Origin of the sequence: Pseudonocardia sp. KRD291, from assembly GCF_019263595.1 — a bacterium.
In the GTDB taxonomy this organism is placed as follows: Bacteria; Actinomycetota; Actinomycetes; order Mycobacteriales; family Pseudonocardiaceae; genus Pseudonocardia.
The window spans coordinates 1-15,048 of record NZ_JADQDD010000152.1 but is presented as its reverse complement, the minus strand read 5'-3'; the positions used below and the strand labels follow the sequence as shown (position 1 = coordinate 15,048).

Genomic DNA, 15,048 nt, shown 5'->3' with positions numbered 1-15,048 from the left:
GGCCGACGTCGAGGGCCTCGACGGTGCCGCCGGTCTGCTCGGCGAGCCAGTCGCCGAACCGCCCGGACGACGGCTCCGGGACCAGGACGGTGATCGTCACGTCCGGGCCGTGGCGGAGGTCGCGGACCCGGTATCCGGCGGTGCGCAGTGCGTTCTCCAGCCGGCCCGCCCGGTCGTGCGGGACGGCCAGGAGCAGCTCGCGGTGACGGACCCGGCGCAGCGTGCCGACCGTGTCCAGGGCCTCGGAGACGGCCCGGCCGTAGGCCCGGACCAGGCCACCCGCGCCGAGCTTCGTCCCGCCGAACCAGCGCGAGACGACGGCGACGACGTCGGTCAGGTCGCGGTGCAGCAGTACCTCGAGCATCGGGACGCCCGCGGTGCCAGCGGGCTCGCCGTCGTCGCCGGAGCGCCGTTGCGCACCGTCCGCGCCGACCCGCATCGCCGTGCAGTGGTGGGTGGCGGTGTGGTCCCGGGACCGGATCCCGGCCACGACCCGCGCCGCGGCGTCCAGGTCGGGGACCCGGGCCAGGACACACCGGAAGCGCGAACGCGAGATCTCGATCTCGTGCTCACCGTCGCGGGCGATCACGTGCACGAGCGCACCCTTCCACGCCCGCGGCCTCGAGACGTGACGCCGATCGCGACGGCCCGGTGGGCGGTACAACCCGTACTTCCCGAGCCCGGCCGAGCGCCGCTGATCCCGGCACGGGGGAGACCCCCGCACCGGGACCGGCGGATCCCCTCGTCAGTGCCCGGCCGGACGGTCGTCCGGCTCGGCCATCTCCTCGGGGGTCGGCAGCTTCAGCGGCCGGGTGCGGACCCACACCACGAACAGCGCCCCGATGATCAGCATCGCGATGCCGGTCTCCAGGTTCAGGTTCGAACCGCCGGTCTTGGCCATGTTCGCCGGGTCGTTGCCGGACACGATCCCCATGATCGTCAGCACGATCCCGTAGACGCCGAACAGCAGCGCGATGACGTTGCGCAGGTCGAACAGCGCCGACGCCGTGGTCGACGGCGGCGCGTCCGTCCCGGCCTTCGGCGCGTCCTCGGGTCCTTGCGACATCGCGTTCTCCTTCCCGCTCATCAGCCGAACACCACGTAGAGCACGGCGGTCAGCACTAGCACACCGCCACCGAGCACCGCGGGAGAGCGGTACCAGCCACTGTCCTCGCCCTCGGTGGAGTGGGTACGGGTCTCCTTGGGTGTCAGGCTCCACACGAGCCCGACGAGCTCGGCGTCGGCCCGCGGCGTGGACACCAGCGACACCGCCCCGGCGACCGCGGTACCGACCACGAACGCCGCGATCGCCCCGACGAAGCTGCCGGCCTGGTCGGAGAGCGCGAACACGCCGGTGGTGACCAGGACATTGACCGCGACCGCGGCCGCGGTGCCCGAGAGCAGCCCGATCCAGGCCGAGGGCCCGGTCATCCGCTTCCAGAACAGGCCCAGGATGAAGATCGCGAACAGCGGCGCGTTGAAGAAGCTGAACAGCGACTGCAGGTAGTCCATCAGGTTCGACGATCCGGACGCGATGAACGCCGTGCCGATCGCGAGCACGCAACCGACGATCGTGACGATCCGCCCGACCTGCAGGTAGTAGCGGTCGGTCAGGCCCGGCTTGATCCAGTCCTGCCAGATGTCGTAGGTGAACACCGTGTTGAACGAGCTGATGTTGGCCGCCATGCCCGCCATGAACGCGGCCAGCAGACCGGCGATCGCGACGCCCAGGATGCCGTTCGGCAGCAGCTCCTTGAGCAGCAGCGACAGCGCGTTGTTGTAGGTGATCCCGCCGACCTCGTCGACGCCGGTCGCCTTGATCTCGGCGATCTGCGGGATGATCACCGCGGAGACCATGCCGGGGATCAGGATGACGAGCACGACCAGTGCCTTCGGGAACGCGCCGATGATCGGCGTGCGCCGGGCCGCGGACATCGACTTGGCCGACAGGGCGCGCTGCACCTCGGCGAAGTTCGTCGTCCAGTAGCCGAACGAGAGCACGAAGCCCAGGCCGAACACGATGCCCAGCACCGAGAGCACCGGGTTGTCGATCTCGGTGAGCGGGGTCCCGGGCCAGGCCGAGAGGTCCGCGCCCCCGCTGGGTCCCGCGGTGACGGCGGCCTTGAGGCCGTCCCACCCGCCGACCCGGTTCAGCCCGGCGATCGTCAGCGGGATGAGCAGCGCCAGGATCACGAAGAACTGCAGCACCTCGGTGTAGATGGCCGCGGAGAGCCCGCCGAGGGTGATGTAGCCGAGCACGATCACGGCCGCGACCGGGATCGCGACCTGAAGCGGCCACCCGAGCAGCGCCTCCAGCACCAGGCCGAGCGAGAACAGGTTCACGCCCGCGATCAGGATCGAGGCCACCGCGAAGATCACCGACTGCACCCGCTGGGTGGTCCGGTTGAACCGCTTGAACAGGAACTCCGGCACGGAGCGGGCCTTGGAGCCGTAGTAGAACGGCATCATCACCAGGCCGAGGAACACCATCGCCGGGATGGCGCCGAGCCAGTAGTAGTGCACCATCGGCACGCCGTACTGGGCCCCGTTGGCCACCATGCCGATGAGCTCGATGGCGCCGAGGTTGGCCGAGATGAAGGCCAGGCCGGTGATCCACGCCGGCATCGACCGGCCGGAGAGCAGGAAGTCCAGGCTCGACGAGATGGACCGGCGTGCGGCGAAGCCGATGCCGAGCACCAGCACGAAGTAGAAGGCGACCAGCAAGTAGTCGATCACGTTCGGGTTCAGGCGGAGGGCGTCCTGGGCCAGGGTCATGACACCGGTCCCTTCCCCGGGGCCCGTCCCCGGGCCGTGTCGATGACGGACATTGCGACTCCTCGACGTTGAGTGTTGACCGTTGTCGGTGTGGCCTGGCCCACTTCCGGGCCGAACCATCGCACAACATAGCTCGCTCCCGGACAGAAGTGAACATCGCCCACCACTTCCGATACCAGACGGTGATTGTCAGCCGTGCGGATTTGTTGCATTCTGTGCGGGTGAGCAGCCTCGATGTCGAGCGGGTGCCGGGATCCGCCGTGCGGTGGTCCCGGTGAGCCTGCTGGCCGAGCAGCGCCGGGACGTGATCGTCGAGCAGGTCCGGGCCCGAGGCGCGGTACGGGTCTCCGAGCTCGCCGAGCACCTCGGCGTGTCCGACATGACCGTGCGCCGCGACCTCGACGTGCTGGCGCGGCGGCGGCTGGTGGACAAGGTGCACGGCGGCGCGACGGCGGTCGGGGAGCACAGCACCGAGGAGCCGGGGTTCACCGCGAAGGTCACCCGCGAGCTCGACGAGAAGGACGCGATCGCCGCCGCGGCGGCCGAGCTGGTGGAGCCGGGCGCCGCGGTCGGGCTCTCCGCCGGCACCACGACCTGGCGTCTGGCGCACCGTCTCGCCGCCACGCCGCGACTCACCGTCGTCACCAACTCGCTGGCCGTCGCCGACGTGCTGCACACCCGGGGCGCCCAGGGCCGCGGCACCACGGTGATCCTCACCGGCGGGGTGCGCACCCCGTCCGAGGCGCTGGTCGGGCCGGTCGCGGTCGCCGCCCTGCGCTCGCTCAACCTGGACGTGGTGTTCCTCGGCGTGCACGGGATGACCGCCGCGGCCGGGTTCACCACCCCGAACCTGACCGAGCGCGACACCAACCGCGCGCTGGTCGACGCGGGGCAGCAGCTGGTCGTGGTCGCCGACCACACCAAGTGGGGCACGGTCGGCATCTCCACGATCGCCGAGCTCGGCGAGGCCGACGTGCTGGTCACCGACGACGGCCTGGCCGAGGTCGACCAGGCCGTACTCAGGGGCGAGGTCGACCGGCTCGTCGTCGCGCACACAGGGTCCGGGCACCCGGGATCCGGGCAGCCAGGGTCCGGGCACACAGGAGGAAGTACGTGAAGAAGACGTCCACGAGGCTCGCGGACGGTCGGGAGATCCTCTGGTACGACGAGGACGAGGGGGTCGTGCGCGACGCCGAGACCACGCACGACACCCGTGACCTGCCCCGCGTGGTGCCGGCCTCACAGCTGCGCTACGACGCACTGGCCGGTGAGTGGGTCACGATCGCCGCGCACCGCCAGGACCGGACCTACCAGCCCCCGGCCGACCGGTGCCCGCTGTGCCCGAGCCGCGACGGCCGGGCCACCGAGGTGCCGGCGCCGTCCTACGACGTCGTCGCGTTCGAGAACCGCTTCCCGTCCTTCGGGTCGCCCCCCGGGGACGGAGAGGGACAGCCCGGCAGCGCGGGGCCGGACGTCTCCGGGCCGGATCCGGTGCCGGAGGCCGGACGGTGCGAGGTCGTCTGTTTCACCTCCGACCACGACCGCTCGTTCGGCAGGCTCACCCCGGAACGGGTGCGCACCGTGCTCGATGTGTGGGCGGACCGGACGGCGGAGCTCGGCGCGCGCCCGGGGGTGCGCTACGTGTTCCCGTTCGAGAACCGGGGCGCCGAGATCGGGGTGACGCTGGCGCACCCGCACGGGCAGGTCTACGCCTACCCCTACGTCCCGCCGTTCCCGCAGCGGATGCTCGCCCACGCCGCGCAGTACCGGGAGCGCACCGGGGAGAACCTGTTCGACGTGCTGCTGGCCGAGGAACGCGCCGGCGAGCGCGTCGTCGTGGCCGGCGAGCACTGGACGGCGTTCGTGCCGCGCGCGGCCCGCTGGCCGGTCGAGGTGCACCTGTACCCGAACCGGCCGACCACCGACCTGCCCGCCCTGGACGAACAGCAGCGGGCCGAGTTCGGGCCGGTGTACCTGGAGCTGCTGCGCCGTCTGGACGCGCTCTACGACGACGAGCTGCCCTACGTCGCGGCCTGGCAGCAGGCCCCGGTGCGGGCCGAGGACGGCCGCGACCTGGCGCGGCTGCACCTGCGGGTGCACACCGTCCGCCGGGCCCCCGGCAAGATCAAGTATCTGGCCGGGTCGGAGACCGGTGCCGGCGCGTTCATCTCCGACGTGCTGCCCGAGGCCGTCGCGGCGCGACTGCGCGACCTCGCCCCGGCGCCCCCGACCCTGACCCAGGAGCCCTGAGATGAGCGAGCAGAACCCGCACACGAGCGACCTGGCCGACCTGCCGGCCGTCGAGCTGGCCGGGCTGATCGGTCGCGGTGAGCTGTCCGCGCGCGAGCTGCTCGCGGCCTGCCTGGAGCGGGTCGAGCGGTCCAACGGCGGCGTCAACGCGATCGTCACGCTCGACGTCGAGGGCGCGAGCGCGGCCGCGGCCGCCGCCGACGAGCGGTTCGCCCGCCGGGGCCCGGACGGGCCGCTGCACGGGCTGCCGATGGCGCACAAGGACACCCACCTCACCGGCGGCATGCGGACGACGTTCGGCTCGCCGCTGATGTCCGACCACGTGCCGGACTCCGACGAGCTGGTGGTGGCCCGGGCGGCCGCGGCCGGGGCGATCCGGCTGGGCAAGACGAACGTCCCGGAGTGGGCGGCCGGGTCGCACACCGTGAATCCGGTGTTCGGCGCGACGCACAACCCCTACCGGCCCGGGCGCAGCGCCGGCGGCTCCAGCGGGGGAGCGGCGGCCGCGCTGGCCACCGGCATGGTGGCGCTGGCCGAGGGAAGCGACATGGGCGGCTCGCTGCGCAACCCGGCCGCGTTCTGCAACGTCGTCGGGTTCCGGCCGACACCCGGGCGGGTCCCCACCCATCCGGCGCAGCTGTCCCGCCAGACGCTGGCCGTGCAGGGCCCGATGGGGCGGACCGTCGCCGACGTCGCGCTGCTGCTGTCCGTGCTGGCCGGGCCCGACCCACGGGCCCCGCTGTCGTTGCAGGACCCGGGGTCGGTATTCGGCCCACCGCTGCAGGCCGGGGTGGACGGGCTCCGGGTGGCCTGGGCCCCCGACCTCGGAGGCCGGGTCCCGGTGGACGCGGCCGTCGCCGGTGTCGTGGCCGGCGCCGCGTCCGTGTTGGAGGGGCTCGGTGCCCGGGTCGAGCCGGACTGCCCGGACCTCGACCTCGCCGACTCCGTGTTCACCGCGCTGCGGGCCTGGGCGTTCCTGCTGAGCTTCGGGCCGCTGGTGGACCGCGACCCCGACCGGGTCAAGGCCACGATCCGGGACAACGTCGAGGTCGGGCGCGCCCTGACCGTGTCCGACCTGGGCGTGGCGGCGCAGCGGCAGAGTGCGCTGCACGAGATCGTCGTCGAGTTCTTCGAACGGTACGACGTGCTGGTCTCCCCGACCGTGCAGGTCGAACCGTTCGATGTGGAACTCGAGTACCCGACGCTCGTGGCCGGCGTCCGCCAGCCCGACTACCTGGGCTGGATGAGGTCGTGCACGCTGATCAGCGCGACCGGCTGCCCGGCGGTGTCGGTGCCGGCGGGGTTCACCGCCGACGGGTCACCGGTCGGGCTGCAGATCGTCGGGGCGCCCCGGGCGGACCGGAAGGTCCTGCAGGTCGCCGCCGCGTTCGAGGCCGCCACCGGACACGGCCGGCGGCGGCCCGTCTGATCACATCCGGACGGCGCCGTTGAACGGCATCGCGTCGATGTCGGAGTACTTCACCGGCTCGCCCTCGGTGCTGGCGTGCAGGATCTTGCCGTTGCCGGCGTAGAACCCGACGTGGCTGACCGGAGAGTAGAAGAACACCATGTCGCCCGGCTTGAGCTCGTCCTTGCTCACCGACTCGCCGGCCTCGGACTGGGCCGAGGAGGAGCGCGGGATGTCCTGCCCGACCTGCTCGAAGGCCCACTTCATCAGCCCGGAGCAGTCGAAGGCGTTCGGGCCGTCGGCGCCCCAGACGTAGGGCTTGCCCAGCTTGGACTTGGCCATGGCCAGCGCCTGCGCGCCGATGCCGGACCCGGTGGCGGACTCCGCGGGGGCGGCCGAACCGCCGTCGTCGTCGCCGTCGTCCCCGCCGCCGCCGTTGGCGGGGCGGGCGGCCGCGGCACGGGCGGCCGCGGCGGACTGGTCGGCGGAGGCCTTCTTCGCCGCCGCGAGGTTGTTGGCGGCGATGCGCGCGGCGTCGGCCTGGTCGAACGCGGCCGGGACCATGCCGGCGGCCTGCGTGAGGTCCTGGGCGAACGAGGCGCCCGCAGCGCTGTGGCCACCGGACGCGGCCTGACCGGCCTTCGTCGCCGGGACCTGCAGCTTCATCGTCGCCGACTCGGCGCCGGCCAGGTCGACCGGGCGGTTCTGGGTGTCGGTGGCCTCGTCGCCCGGGGCGTCCACGGCTGCGACGACGCCCATCACGGCGGTGGCACCGATCATCGTGGCGCCCATCGTGGCGGCCACGGCGCGGGGGTTGCGGCCGAACGAGCCGGTGTCGGAGCCGGCGCCGCGGATCAGGCCGACGGGGGAGCCGAGCCCGGCCGGTGCGTCCTGCGTGACGACGGTCTGCCCGGCCGGGGAGGCGTCGGCACGACGGCTCGCGCGGGTCGGACGGTCGAAACCGGCGTCGGCGTAACGGGACAGCAGCTCGGCGGCGGAGATGCCCTCGGCCGAGTCGGAGTCGTGCCGGGCGCGCGGGGCCGTCTCGGGGGAGCGGCCCAGCTCGGGTCCGTGGCCCAGGTCATGATCATGGCCCGGACCGTGTTCGTGGCGCAGCGCAGTGGTCATGCGTGTATGTCCTCAGCCGCGACGGCCGCGTGGATCCGGTCGGGGGACCGGCGCAGACTCGTCCCCGCCACGTACTGATGGGCGCCAGGGGGAGTGTCGGCAGGCGGGGAGCGGTGACCGACCAGGCGCACCGCCCGACTTCTCGTCGGGCGATGACGAAACCGTAACGGGTCCGTGACCGCGTCGCCCGATCGCCTCGCGGTGGCTGCGGCGAACGGCGTCCTGTGCGCGACCCGCGTGGGATCTCTCCGCCGAATGGTTGTTTCCGGGTCACCCGACTGCGCCGGAAAGGATCTACCGCGCGACGAGCGGTATCCGGGTGCCGTCGGCGTCGCCGAACGGGTCTGTAAGCATCGTGGGTGGTCGCGCACCCGAACGCGGCCCCACCTCACTCCCGGAGGTCATCGACGTGCCGGACCCAGGGCCCGGACCGATCTGGGTCGGTCAGACCGAGCGCAGCCTGCCGACCGGTGTCGAGCCGGCCGGCATCCGGGTGCCCGGGCATTTCGTCGCGGCGCGGCTGCTGGTCACGGCCGACGGGGTCCCGGTCGGCCAGGTCGACGTGCCGCTCACCGGCGGGGTCGCGACGCCGGCGCAGGTCGCCGGGGCGGTCGCCGCGGGCACCGGCGCGATACCGGACCCGCCCGCGCCCCCGGTCTCGGACGAGCCGCTGACGGTCGTCGTCGCCACCCGCGACCGCCCGGACAGCGTGGACCGCTGCGTGCGCGCCGTGTTGGCAGGCGACCACCCGGCGGTGACGGTCCTGGTGGTGGACAACGACCCTCCGGACGACCGGACCGAGCAGGTGGTCCGGCGGATCGCCGCGGAGACGGGACCGGTGGCGGGCGTGGTGCGCTACGTCCGCGAGGCGCGCCGCGGCGCGTCGGCGGGGCGCAACCGGGGCCTGGCCGAGGCCCGCACCCCGGTCGTCGCGTTCACCGACGACGACACCGAGCCCGACCACGCCTGGGCGTCGCGGATCGCCGGTGCGTTCGCCGCCGACCCCGAGCTGACCGGCGTCAGCGGCCCGGTGCTGGCCGCGCGGCTGGGCACCGCCCAGGAGCAGGCCTCGGACACGGCGCTGGCCTGGAACAAGGGCTACCGCCCGCGGCGGTTCTCCCTCGACGAGCCGCCGGCGGACTCGCCGGTGTTCCCGTTCTCCCCGGGCCTGTTCGGGATCGGGGCGAACATGGCCGTGCGCGCGGAGCCGGTACGGCGCCTGGGCAGCTTCGACGAGGCACTCGGCCCGGGCGCGGAGACCCGCGGCGGCGAGGACATCGAGCTGCTGGTGCGGATCGTGCTGGACGGGCAGGTGCTCGGCTACGTGCCGTCCGCGTTCGTCTGGCACCACCACCGGCCCGGCGACGACGAGCTCCGCTCCCAGATGCGCGGCTACGCGCTGGGTCTGGGCGCGTTCCTCGGCAAGGTCGCGCTCGACCGGCGGGCCCGCGCGGTCGCGTTGCGCCGGGCCCCGGCCGCGCTGGCCCGGCTGCGCCAGGTCGTCCGGCGGGAGTCCGGCGAGGGCTGGGACGACAACACACGCGACGAGGGCACACGCGACGGACGCCCGGGGACCGGCGGCACGGGTACCGGCGCGGCACGGGACGCGCTGCCGTCCGGGGCCGGGCGGCGCAAGCTGCGCGGGCTCCTCACCGGACCGGTCCTCTACCTGCGCGCACGCCGGCGGGTACGCGGCGCCGACGGCGCGGCGCCGCCGATGACCTTCCCGCCCGACCCCCCGGCCGATCCTGCCTCGACCGACCGGCCGCCCGCGGCGTAACGGGCCGGTGTGACGCCGAGCGTGCGGGCGAAGCGGCGGGTCAGGTGCGCCTGGTCGTAGAAGCCGGCGGCCTGCGCCGCGTCCGCCGGTGCCGCGCCGTCGAGCAGCAGGCGGCGGGCGAGGTCGACCCGGCGCCCGTCGAGGTAGCGGTGCGGCGGGATGCCGAACTCCCGGGAGAACGCGCGCACCAGGTGCGTCGGGTGCGAGTGCAGGACCCGGGCGGCCTCGTCGAGCGTCAGGCCGGGCCGCACACGCGCGTCGAGCAGCCGGCGCAGCCGGGCCGCCAGCGTCGGGTCGCCCGCGGCCGGGTCCGGCGGCCCGGACGGGCCGCCGCTGAGGTGCCCGGCCAGCCGCTCGGCGACGAAGGCGAAACGGCTCTGCGCGTGCAGCGCGTCCCGCGGGTCGGCCAGCGCGCGGTGCAGCGCACCCAGGCGATCCCGCAGCAGCGGGTCGTCCAGGCCGGGCCGGTCCACCGCGGTGCCGGTGCCGTCACGGCCGAGCACGTCCGGGCCGAGCACGCCCGCGTCGAGGTAGAGCACCCGCTTGCGGAAGCCGTCCCCGGTCGCGGCCCGGCCGTCGTGCGCGACGCCGGGAGGCAGCAGCGTCACCGCGGCACCGGCGGTGCCGTGCGGGTGCCGGTCCAGGTCGTAGCGCACGGCGCCGTCGTCGACGATCAGTACGGTCCAGGTGGAGTGCACGTGCGCCGGGTAGGCGTGCCGGGTGAACCGGGCGTGCAGCACCTCGGCGATGCCGGGGACCTCCGGGCGCCACGCCGTGACGGTGTCGGTGGACGGAACCGGCGCCATGTCAGGAACGTACAAGACCGGCGGCCGCGCCGGAGGCACGCTCTGTGGTCATGACCGCCCCGTCCGTTCCCGATGCCCCGGTCCGCTTCCCGACCAAGATCGCCGTCCTGCTCCGCGACGACCTGGAGCCCTGGCAGGGCCTCAACGTCACCGCGTTCCTGTCCGCGGCGGTGTCCGCGGCCGTCCCGGAGATCCTCGGCGAGCCCTACGCCGACGCCGACGGCACGCCGTACCTGGCCACGTTCGGCCAGCCCGTGCTGGTGCTTACCGGGGACCGGGACACGCTGCGCGCGGCCCGTCTCCGGGCCGTCGGCCGGGGGACGCCGGTGGCGGTGTTCACCGCGGACATGTTCGCGACCGGCAACGACCGCGACAACCGCGCCGTGGTCGCCGCGGCGTCGGGCGACGAGCTCGACCTGGTCGGGATCGCCGTGCACGGGCCCCGCAACGGCGTCGACAAGATCGTCAAGGGTGCGCGGATGCACCCCTGAGACCGGTTTGCTCCCCGAACGGGCCGGTGCCGGTCAGGCCCCGACCGGGCGCCGGTCGGCCTCCGGCGCGTCGAGCTCCTCCGGCGCCGGGGCTCCGGCCCGGCCCAGTGCGCTGCGGTAGATCTCGCCGAGCGAGGCCGCCCAGACCCCGGACTCGAAGCGCTCCAGGAACCGGGCCCGGGCCGCCGCGCCCTGGCGGCGGCGCAGCTGCGGGTCCCGCACCAGCCGCACCAGCTCGTCGGCGATCCGCGCGGAGGCGACCGGCACCAGCGCGCCGGTGTCCCGGGTGACGATCTCCGGGATGCCGCCGACCCGGGTCGCGACCGCGGGCACCCCGGCGCCCTGGCCCTGCACCAGCACCCGCGGCATCGTGTCGTGCCGGGTGGTGTGCAGCTGGACGTCCGCGGCGCGCAGCAGGTCCACCGGGTCGGCGTGGCGGCGGAACTGCACGTGCGCGGCGAGCATGTCGTCGCCCGCGACCCGCGACTCCAGCCACGGGCGCAACGGCCCGTCACCGCTGAGCACCACGGTCACCGGCTCGCCGGCGGGCAGCTCGGCCAGCGCGTCGAGCAGCATGTCCTGGCCCCGGCCGCGGCGCATCGGGGCGACCGAGACGGCCACCACGTCGTCGTCGCCGACGCCGAGCCCGCGGCGCAGGCGGGCCCGCTCCTCGTCGGTACCCGGCCCGGGGTCGGCCGCGCCGTCCGGGACGATCGACAGGCCCGCGGTGGATCCGGCGACCCGTCGGTACCAGTCCCGCTGCAGCCTCGACGTCGCGATCGTGCGGGTCATGAAGCGCTTGCGGGCGAGCACCTTGGCCGTGCGCCGGACCCGGTCGCCACGGCCCGCGGGCAGGTCGTGGACGTGGTGCAGGGTGGAGACGGCGGGCAGCCGGAGCCGGGCCGCCGCGGCCGAGCCGACGACGTCCGGCCGGGCCTCGTGGCTGTGCACGATCTCCACGCCGTGCTCGCGCAGGGCCTCGACCACCTTGAGCACGGCGCGCGGGTCCCACGGCGCCACGTTGAGCTCGACCGTCTGCGCGCCGTGCCGGGCCAGCGCGGCGGAGACCCCCGGGTGGGCGGTCGGTGTCAGCGCGACGACCACCAGCTCGATCCCCTCCGGCGCCCCGGCCGCGGCGAGGTCGACGAGCGCGGCCGCGACCCCGCCCGGGTCCAGCGACTCGACCAGGTGTCCGATCTTCACGTCCGTGTGCCTCCTCCGGAGGTGGGTGGCCGGCGACCCGTCGTGGAGTGCCGCGGGACGCGCGGCGGTGCCGGCGGGACGCGCGGCGGGGACCCGGGGCGCCGACGACCGGGCCGGGGTCCCTGGTTCGGGGCCTCGACCCTACCCACCGGGCACGGCGGGTGACGGGTCGTGGCGCTGCGCGGATCGGGGGACAGCAGCCGGTGGCCGTTGGGCCGGTGAGGTGACGGTCCGACACGACCGGTCCACGCCGCAGGCGCCTGCGTGCCGCATGCCGCCGCCCGCCGCCCGGGCCCGTTCCATTACCGTCGTCGGCATGCGGACCGTGCTGGTGATCGGGATCGGAGCCGGGGACCCGGACCACCTGACCCTGCAGGCCGTCTCCGCGCTCCGGCGGGCCGAGGTCTTCTTCGTCATCGACAAGGGCGGCGAGAAGGACGACCTGCTCGCCCTGCGCACCGAGATCCTGCGCCGGCACCGCCCGGACGGCGCGTTCCGCCTGGTACGGGCCACGGACCCGCCGCGCGAGCGCGCCGAGCTGCCCGACGACACCTACCGCGACGTCGTCGTGGACTGGCAGGACCGGCGCGCGGCGCTCTACCGCGCCCTGCTCACCGACGAGCTGGGCGAGAACGGCACCGGCGCGTTCCTGGTCTGGGGCGACCCGTCGCTCTACGACGGGACGCTGCGGCTGCTCGACGAGGTGCTCGACGGTATGGAGGACCGCGCCGACTGGCGGGTGGAGTCGATCGCCGGGATCTCCAGTGTGGCCGCGCTGGCCGCGGCGCACCGGCTGATCCTCAACCGGGTCGGGCGCCCGGTCCTGATCACCACCGGCCGCCGGATCGCCGGCGGCCTGCCCGACGACGCCGACGACGTCGTCGTGATGCTCGACGGGCGGACGGCGTTCGCGACGCTGCCGCCCGAGCAGAGCAAGGATCTGCACATCTACTGGGGTGCCTACCTGGGCACACCCGGCGAGCTGCTGGTGTCCGGCCCCCTCGACGAGGTGTGTGACGAGATCGTGCGCGTCCGTGCGGACGCCCGCGCGCACCGAGGCTGGATCATGGACACCTATCTGCTGCGCCGAGGTGAGGGACAGCGATGACCGCCGTGTGCGAGGGGACGAACTGATGGGCGAGGCGTCGATGATGCTGCCCCTGCTGCGCGAGGGGCTCGCCCCCGCGGAGGAGCTCACCGAACTGCGCGGGCGGCTCCCGGTGGCCGGGATGGAGATCCCGGACGAGATCGGGGTGCGGGCCTGGCTGGTGAGCGGCTACGCGCAGGTGCGCGAGGTGCTCGGCGACCCGGGGCGCTTCTCCAACGACCTGTCGCACCTGGCCGGGACCGGGATCGAGGCGCTGGCCGAGCAGGATCCGGGCGGCCTCGGCTTCCGGGACCCGCCCGAGCACACCCGGCTGCGCAGGCTGCTGACCCGCGAGTTCACCGTGCGGCGCCTGTCCCGCCTGCAGCCGAGGATCGACGCGCTGGTCACCGAGCTGCTCGACGACGTCGAGTCCGCCGGCGCCGGCGCGGACCTGGTCGAGCGCTTCGCCGTGCCGCTGCCCTCGCAGGTGATCTGCGAGCTGCTCGGCGTGCCGGACTCCGACCGGGCCGAGTTCGAGCGGCGCAGCACCGCCCGTTTCGACATGATCGCCCAGTTCGACAACGCCCTCGACGTGGTCAACGAGTCGATGGACTACCTGCGCGGGCTGGCCGCCCGGGAGCGTGCGAACCCCGGTGACGGCCTGCTCGGCGCCCTGGTGCGCGAGCACGGCGACGCCGTGTCCGACGAGGACCTGGCCGCGCTCGCCGACGGCGTGCTCACCGGCGGCCACGAGACGACCGCCAGCATGATCGCGCTCGGTGCGCTGGAGCTGATGCGCCACCCGGAGCAGGTCACCGAGCTGCACCGGAACCCGCACGACGTGGTCGAGGACCTGCTGCGCTCGATGTCGGTGGTCCAGGTGGCGTTCCCGCGGTTCGCCCGCGCGGACACCGAGGTCGCCGGGCGCGCGATCGGCAAGGGCGACGCCATGATCTGCTCGCTGTCCGCGGCGAACACCGACCCGGCCGCGGCCGGGTCCGGGCACCTGGCGTTCGGCCACGGCATCCACCGCTGCGTCGGCGCCGAGCTGGGGCGGATGGAGCTGCGCGCCGCGCTGCCGGCGCTGTTCGCCCGTTTCCCCGGCCTGACCCCGCAGATCGACGACGAGGACGACCTCGAGCTGCGGTCGTTCTCGATCGTGTTCGGTATGGAGACGCTGCCCGTCCGCTGGTGACGGGCCCACCGCAGTAGGAGAGCAATGCGCTACGCCGACGGGCCCACCGCCGAGTCCGAGATCGTCGTCGACGCCCCGGCGCAGAGCCTGTGGCCGCTGGTCACGGACCTGTCCCTGCTGGCCGAGCTCTCCCCGGAGCTGCAGCGGGTGGAGTGGCTCGACGGCGCCGAGGGCCCGGCGGCGGAGGTGCGGTTCCGCGGCTACAGCGCCCACTCCGCGGTCGGGGAGTGGAGCACGGTCTCCACGGTCACCGTCTGGGAGCCGGGGCGCCGCTTCGGCTGGGAGGTCGAGCGGGACCGCCCGGAGGGCCGTGCCGCGTCCTGGCTGTTCGAGCTGACCCCGGCCGGCGGTGGCACCCGCCTGCGCCAGTGGGCCCAGCTCGGCCCCGGCCCGTCCGGTCTGACCCCCGCGATCGAGCGGTGGCCGGACAAGGAGGAGCGGATCGTGGGCGGCCGGATCGGGGAGTGGCGCTCGGCGATGGCGGCCAACCTTGCCGCGTTCAAGGAGCGGGCCGAGCGCGCGTCCTGAGCGCCCGGCCGCGGCCCGCCACGGCACGCCGAACGGTGGCTGAGCCCGCTCCCGGTGTCCCGAAGGGCCCCCTCGCTCACCTGGTGGTCCCGAGGGTTCCCGCAGGACCTGCCCGGGCGATCGAGGCCGCCCGTCGCGAGCGGCGCGGGCCGGCCGTGCGACGCGGCGGCTCCCGGCGGGAAGGCGAGCGGAGCGATTTCTGCGCCGACCCGTAACCCCGCGTCGTCCCGCTCGTTGAACGGTGGGGGCATCCGCAACCCTGAGAGCCTTCGGGGTGTTCGTCGTAGATCATGCCGCCGTTCGGTCCAGTGGACCGGCGCTCGTCGCGTCGCGGCGCCGGATGAACGCGCGGACCACGTTCCCCCTCTCAGGAAAGCAACCTCGCGGGACGGCGTTT

The 15,048-nt window shown here is 74.3% G+C and carries 14 protein-coding genes; 8 read left to right on the top strand and 6 right to left on the bottom strand.

All coding sequences use genetic code 11. The annotated features are described in order from the left end of the window. From I4I78_RS20025 to I4I78_RS20015, 3 genes are all read right to left on the bottom strand, one after another. The coding region (locus I4I78_RS20025; protein ID WP_218612940.1) for a YigZ family protein at positions 1–595 on the bottom strand (595 nt) is incomplete at its 3' end. A gap of 150 nt (positions 596–745) precedes the next feature. Continuing rightward, positions 746–1,087 carry a hypothetical protein gene (locus I4I78_RS20020; RefSeq protein ID WP_226380059.1) on the bottom strand — a complete coding sequence of 114 codons (342 nt, stop codon included), beginning with the start codon at positions 1,085–1,087 and terminating at the stop codon, positions 746–748. After that, on the bottom strand, positions 1,087–2,775 hold the full coding sequence (locus tag I4I78_RS20015) for a sodium:solute symporter family protein (RefSeq protein ID WP_218612933.1): 1,689 nt from the start codon (positions 2,773–2,775) through the stop codon (positions 1,087–1,089). Before I4I78_RS20015 ends, I4I78_RS20020 begins: the two co-directional genes overlap by 1 nt. 274 nt (positions 2,776–3,049) lie before the next feature. On the opposite strand from I4I78_RS20015, the gene I4I78_RS20010 reads away from it, so the two are divergent. The 3 genes from I4I78_RS20010 to I4I78_RS20000 are packed head-to-tail and all read left to right on the top strand — an operon-like array spanning position 3,050 to position 6,454. Beyond that, positions 3,050–3,892, top strand: a complete 843-nt coding sequence (locus tag I4I78_RS20010) for a DeoR/GlpR family DNA-binding transcription regulator (RefSeq protein WP_218612932.1) — start codon at positions 3,050–3,052, stop codon at positions 3,890–3,892. After that, positions 3,889–5,025, top strand: coding sequence for a galactose-1-phosphate uridylyltransferase (galT, locus tag I4I78_RS20005; RefSeq protein ID WP_218612931.1), 1,137 nt, complete (start codon positions 3,889–3,891; stop codon positions 5,023–5,025). The genes I4I78_RS20010 and galT overlap by 4 nt, the downstream gene beginning before the upstream one ends. A gap of 1 nt (position 5,026) precedes the next feature. Beyond that, positions 5,027–6,454: an amidase gene (locus I4I78_RS20000; RefSeq protein WP_218612930.1), complete on the top strand. Its 1,428-nt coding sequence runs from the start codon at positions 5,027–5,029 to the stop codon at positions 6,452–6,454. On the opposite strand, the gene I4I78_RS19995 is transcribed toward I4I78_RS20000, so the two are convergent. Then, on the bottom strand, positions 6,455–7,561 hold the full coding sequence (locus I4I78_RS19995) for a C40 family peptidase (protein ID WP_218612929.1): 1,107 nt from the start codon (positions 7,559–7,561) through the stop codon (positions 6,455–6,457). A gap of 409 nt (positions 7,562–7,970) precedes the next feature. Here I4I78_RS19995 and I4I78_RS19990 point away from each other — a divergent pair, with 409 nt between their 5' ends. Beyond that, a complete protein-coding gene (locus I4I78_RS19990) occupies positions 7,971–9,341 on the top strand; it encodes a glycosyltransferase family 2 protein (protein WP_218612928.1) in 1,371 nt (456 codons plus the stop codon). Here the strand turns inward: I4I78_RS19990 and I4I78_RS19985 are convergent. Next, positions 9,227–10,147 carry an AraC family transcriptional regulator gene (locus I4I78_RS19985; RefSeq protein WP_218612927.1) on the bottom strand — a complete coding sequence of 307 codons (921 nt, stop codon included), beginning with the start codon at positions 10,145–10,147 and terminating at the stop codon, positions 9,227–9,229. The genes I4I78_RS19990 and I4I78_RS19985 overlap by 115 nt on opposite strands. A gap of 50 nt (positions 10,148–10,197) precedes the next feature. Between I4I78_RS19985 and I4I78_RS19980 the strand changes: the two genes are divergently transcribed. After that, complete coding sequence (locus I4I78_RS19980; RefSeq protein ID WP_218612926.1) at positions 10,198–10,638, top strand: DUF2000 domain-containing protein; 441 nt, start codon at positions 10,198–10,200, stop codon at positions 10,636–10,638. A gap of 33 nt (positions 10,639–10,671) precedes the next feature. Here I4I78_RS19980 and I4I78_RS19975 read toward each other — a convergent pair whose 3' ends face one another. After that, positions 10,672–11,841, bottom strand: coding sequence for a glycosyltransferase family 4 protein (locus I4I78_RS19975; RefSeq protein ID WP_218612925.1), 1,170 nt, complete (start codon positions 11,839–11,841; stop codon positions 10,672–10,674). 316 nt (positions 11,842–12,157) lie between these two features. On the opposite strand from I4I78_RS19975, the gene cobF reads away from it, so the two are divergent. From cobF to I4I78_RS19960, 3 genes are read left to right on the top strand one after another with little or no spacing between them, the layout of a single operon-like run. Next, on the top strand, positions 12,158–12,949 hold the full coding sequence (gene cobF, locus I4I78_RS19970) for a precorrin-6A synthase (deacetylating) (protein ID WP_218612924.1): 792 nt from the start codon (positions 12,158–12,160) through the stop codon (positions 12,947–12,949). Between the two features lie 7 nt (positions 12,950–12,956). Beyond that, the gene (locus I4I78_RS19965) at positions 12,957–14,123 is read left to right on the top strand and encodes a cytochrome P450 (RefSeq protein ID WP_308252240.1); all 1,167 of its coding nucleotides are present in this window, start codon (positions 12,957–12,959) and stop codon (positions 14,121–14,123) included. A 24-nt stretch (positions 14,124–14,147) separates the two neighbouring features. Further along, positions 14,148–14,651, top strand: coding sequence for an SRPBCC family protein (locus tag I4I78_RS19960; RefSeq protein ID WP_218612923.1), 504 nt, complete (start codon positions 14,148–14,150; stop codon positions 14,649–14,651). Positions 14,652–15,048 lie beyond the last annotated feature (397 nt).

Excerpts from the sequence above, each read along its gene's own strand:
- I4I78_RS19985 (WP_218612927.1), bottom strand. The coding sequence starts at position 10,147 with ATGGCGCCGGTTCCGTCCACCGACACCGTCACGGCGTGGCGCCCGGAG.
- I4I78_RS20015 (WP_218612933.1), bottom strand. The coding sequence starts at position 2,775 with ATGACCCTGGCCCAGGACGCCCTCCGCCTGAACCCGAACGTGATCGAC.
- I4I78_RS19995 (WP_218612929.1), bottom strand. The coding sequence starts at position 7,561 with ATGACCACTGCGCTGCGCCACGAACACGGTCCGGGCCATGATCATGAC.
- I4I78_RS20000 (WP_218612930.1), top strand. The coding sequence starts at position 5,027 with ATGAGCGAGCAGAACCCGCACACGAGCGACCTGGCCGACCTGCCGGCC.
- I4I78_RS20020 (WP_226380059.1), bottom strand. The coding sequence starts at position 1,087 with ATGAGCGGGAAGGAGAACGCGATGTCGCAAGGACCCGAGGACGCGCCG.
- cobF (WP_218612924.1), top strand. The coding sequence starts at position 12,158 with ATGCGGACCGTGCTGGTGATCGGGATCGGAGCCGGGGACCCGGACCAC.
- I4I78_RS19960 (WP_218612923.1), top strand. The coding sequence starts at position 14,148 with ATGCGCTACGCCGACGGGCCCACCGCCGAGTCCGAGATCGTCGTCGAC.
- I4I78_RS19980 (WP_218612926.1), top strand. The coding sequence starts at position 10,198 with ATGACCGCCCCGTCCGTTCCCGATGCCCCGGTCCGCTTCCCGACCAAG.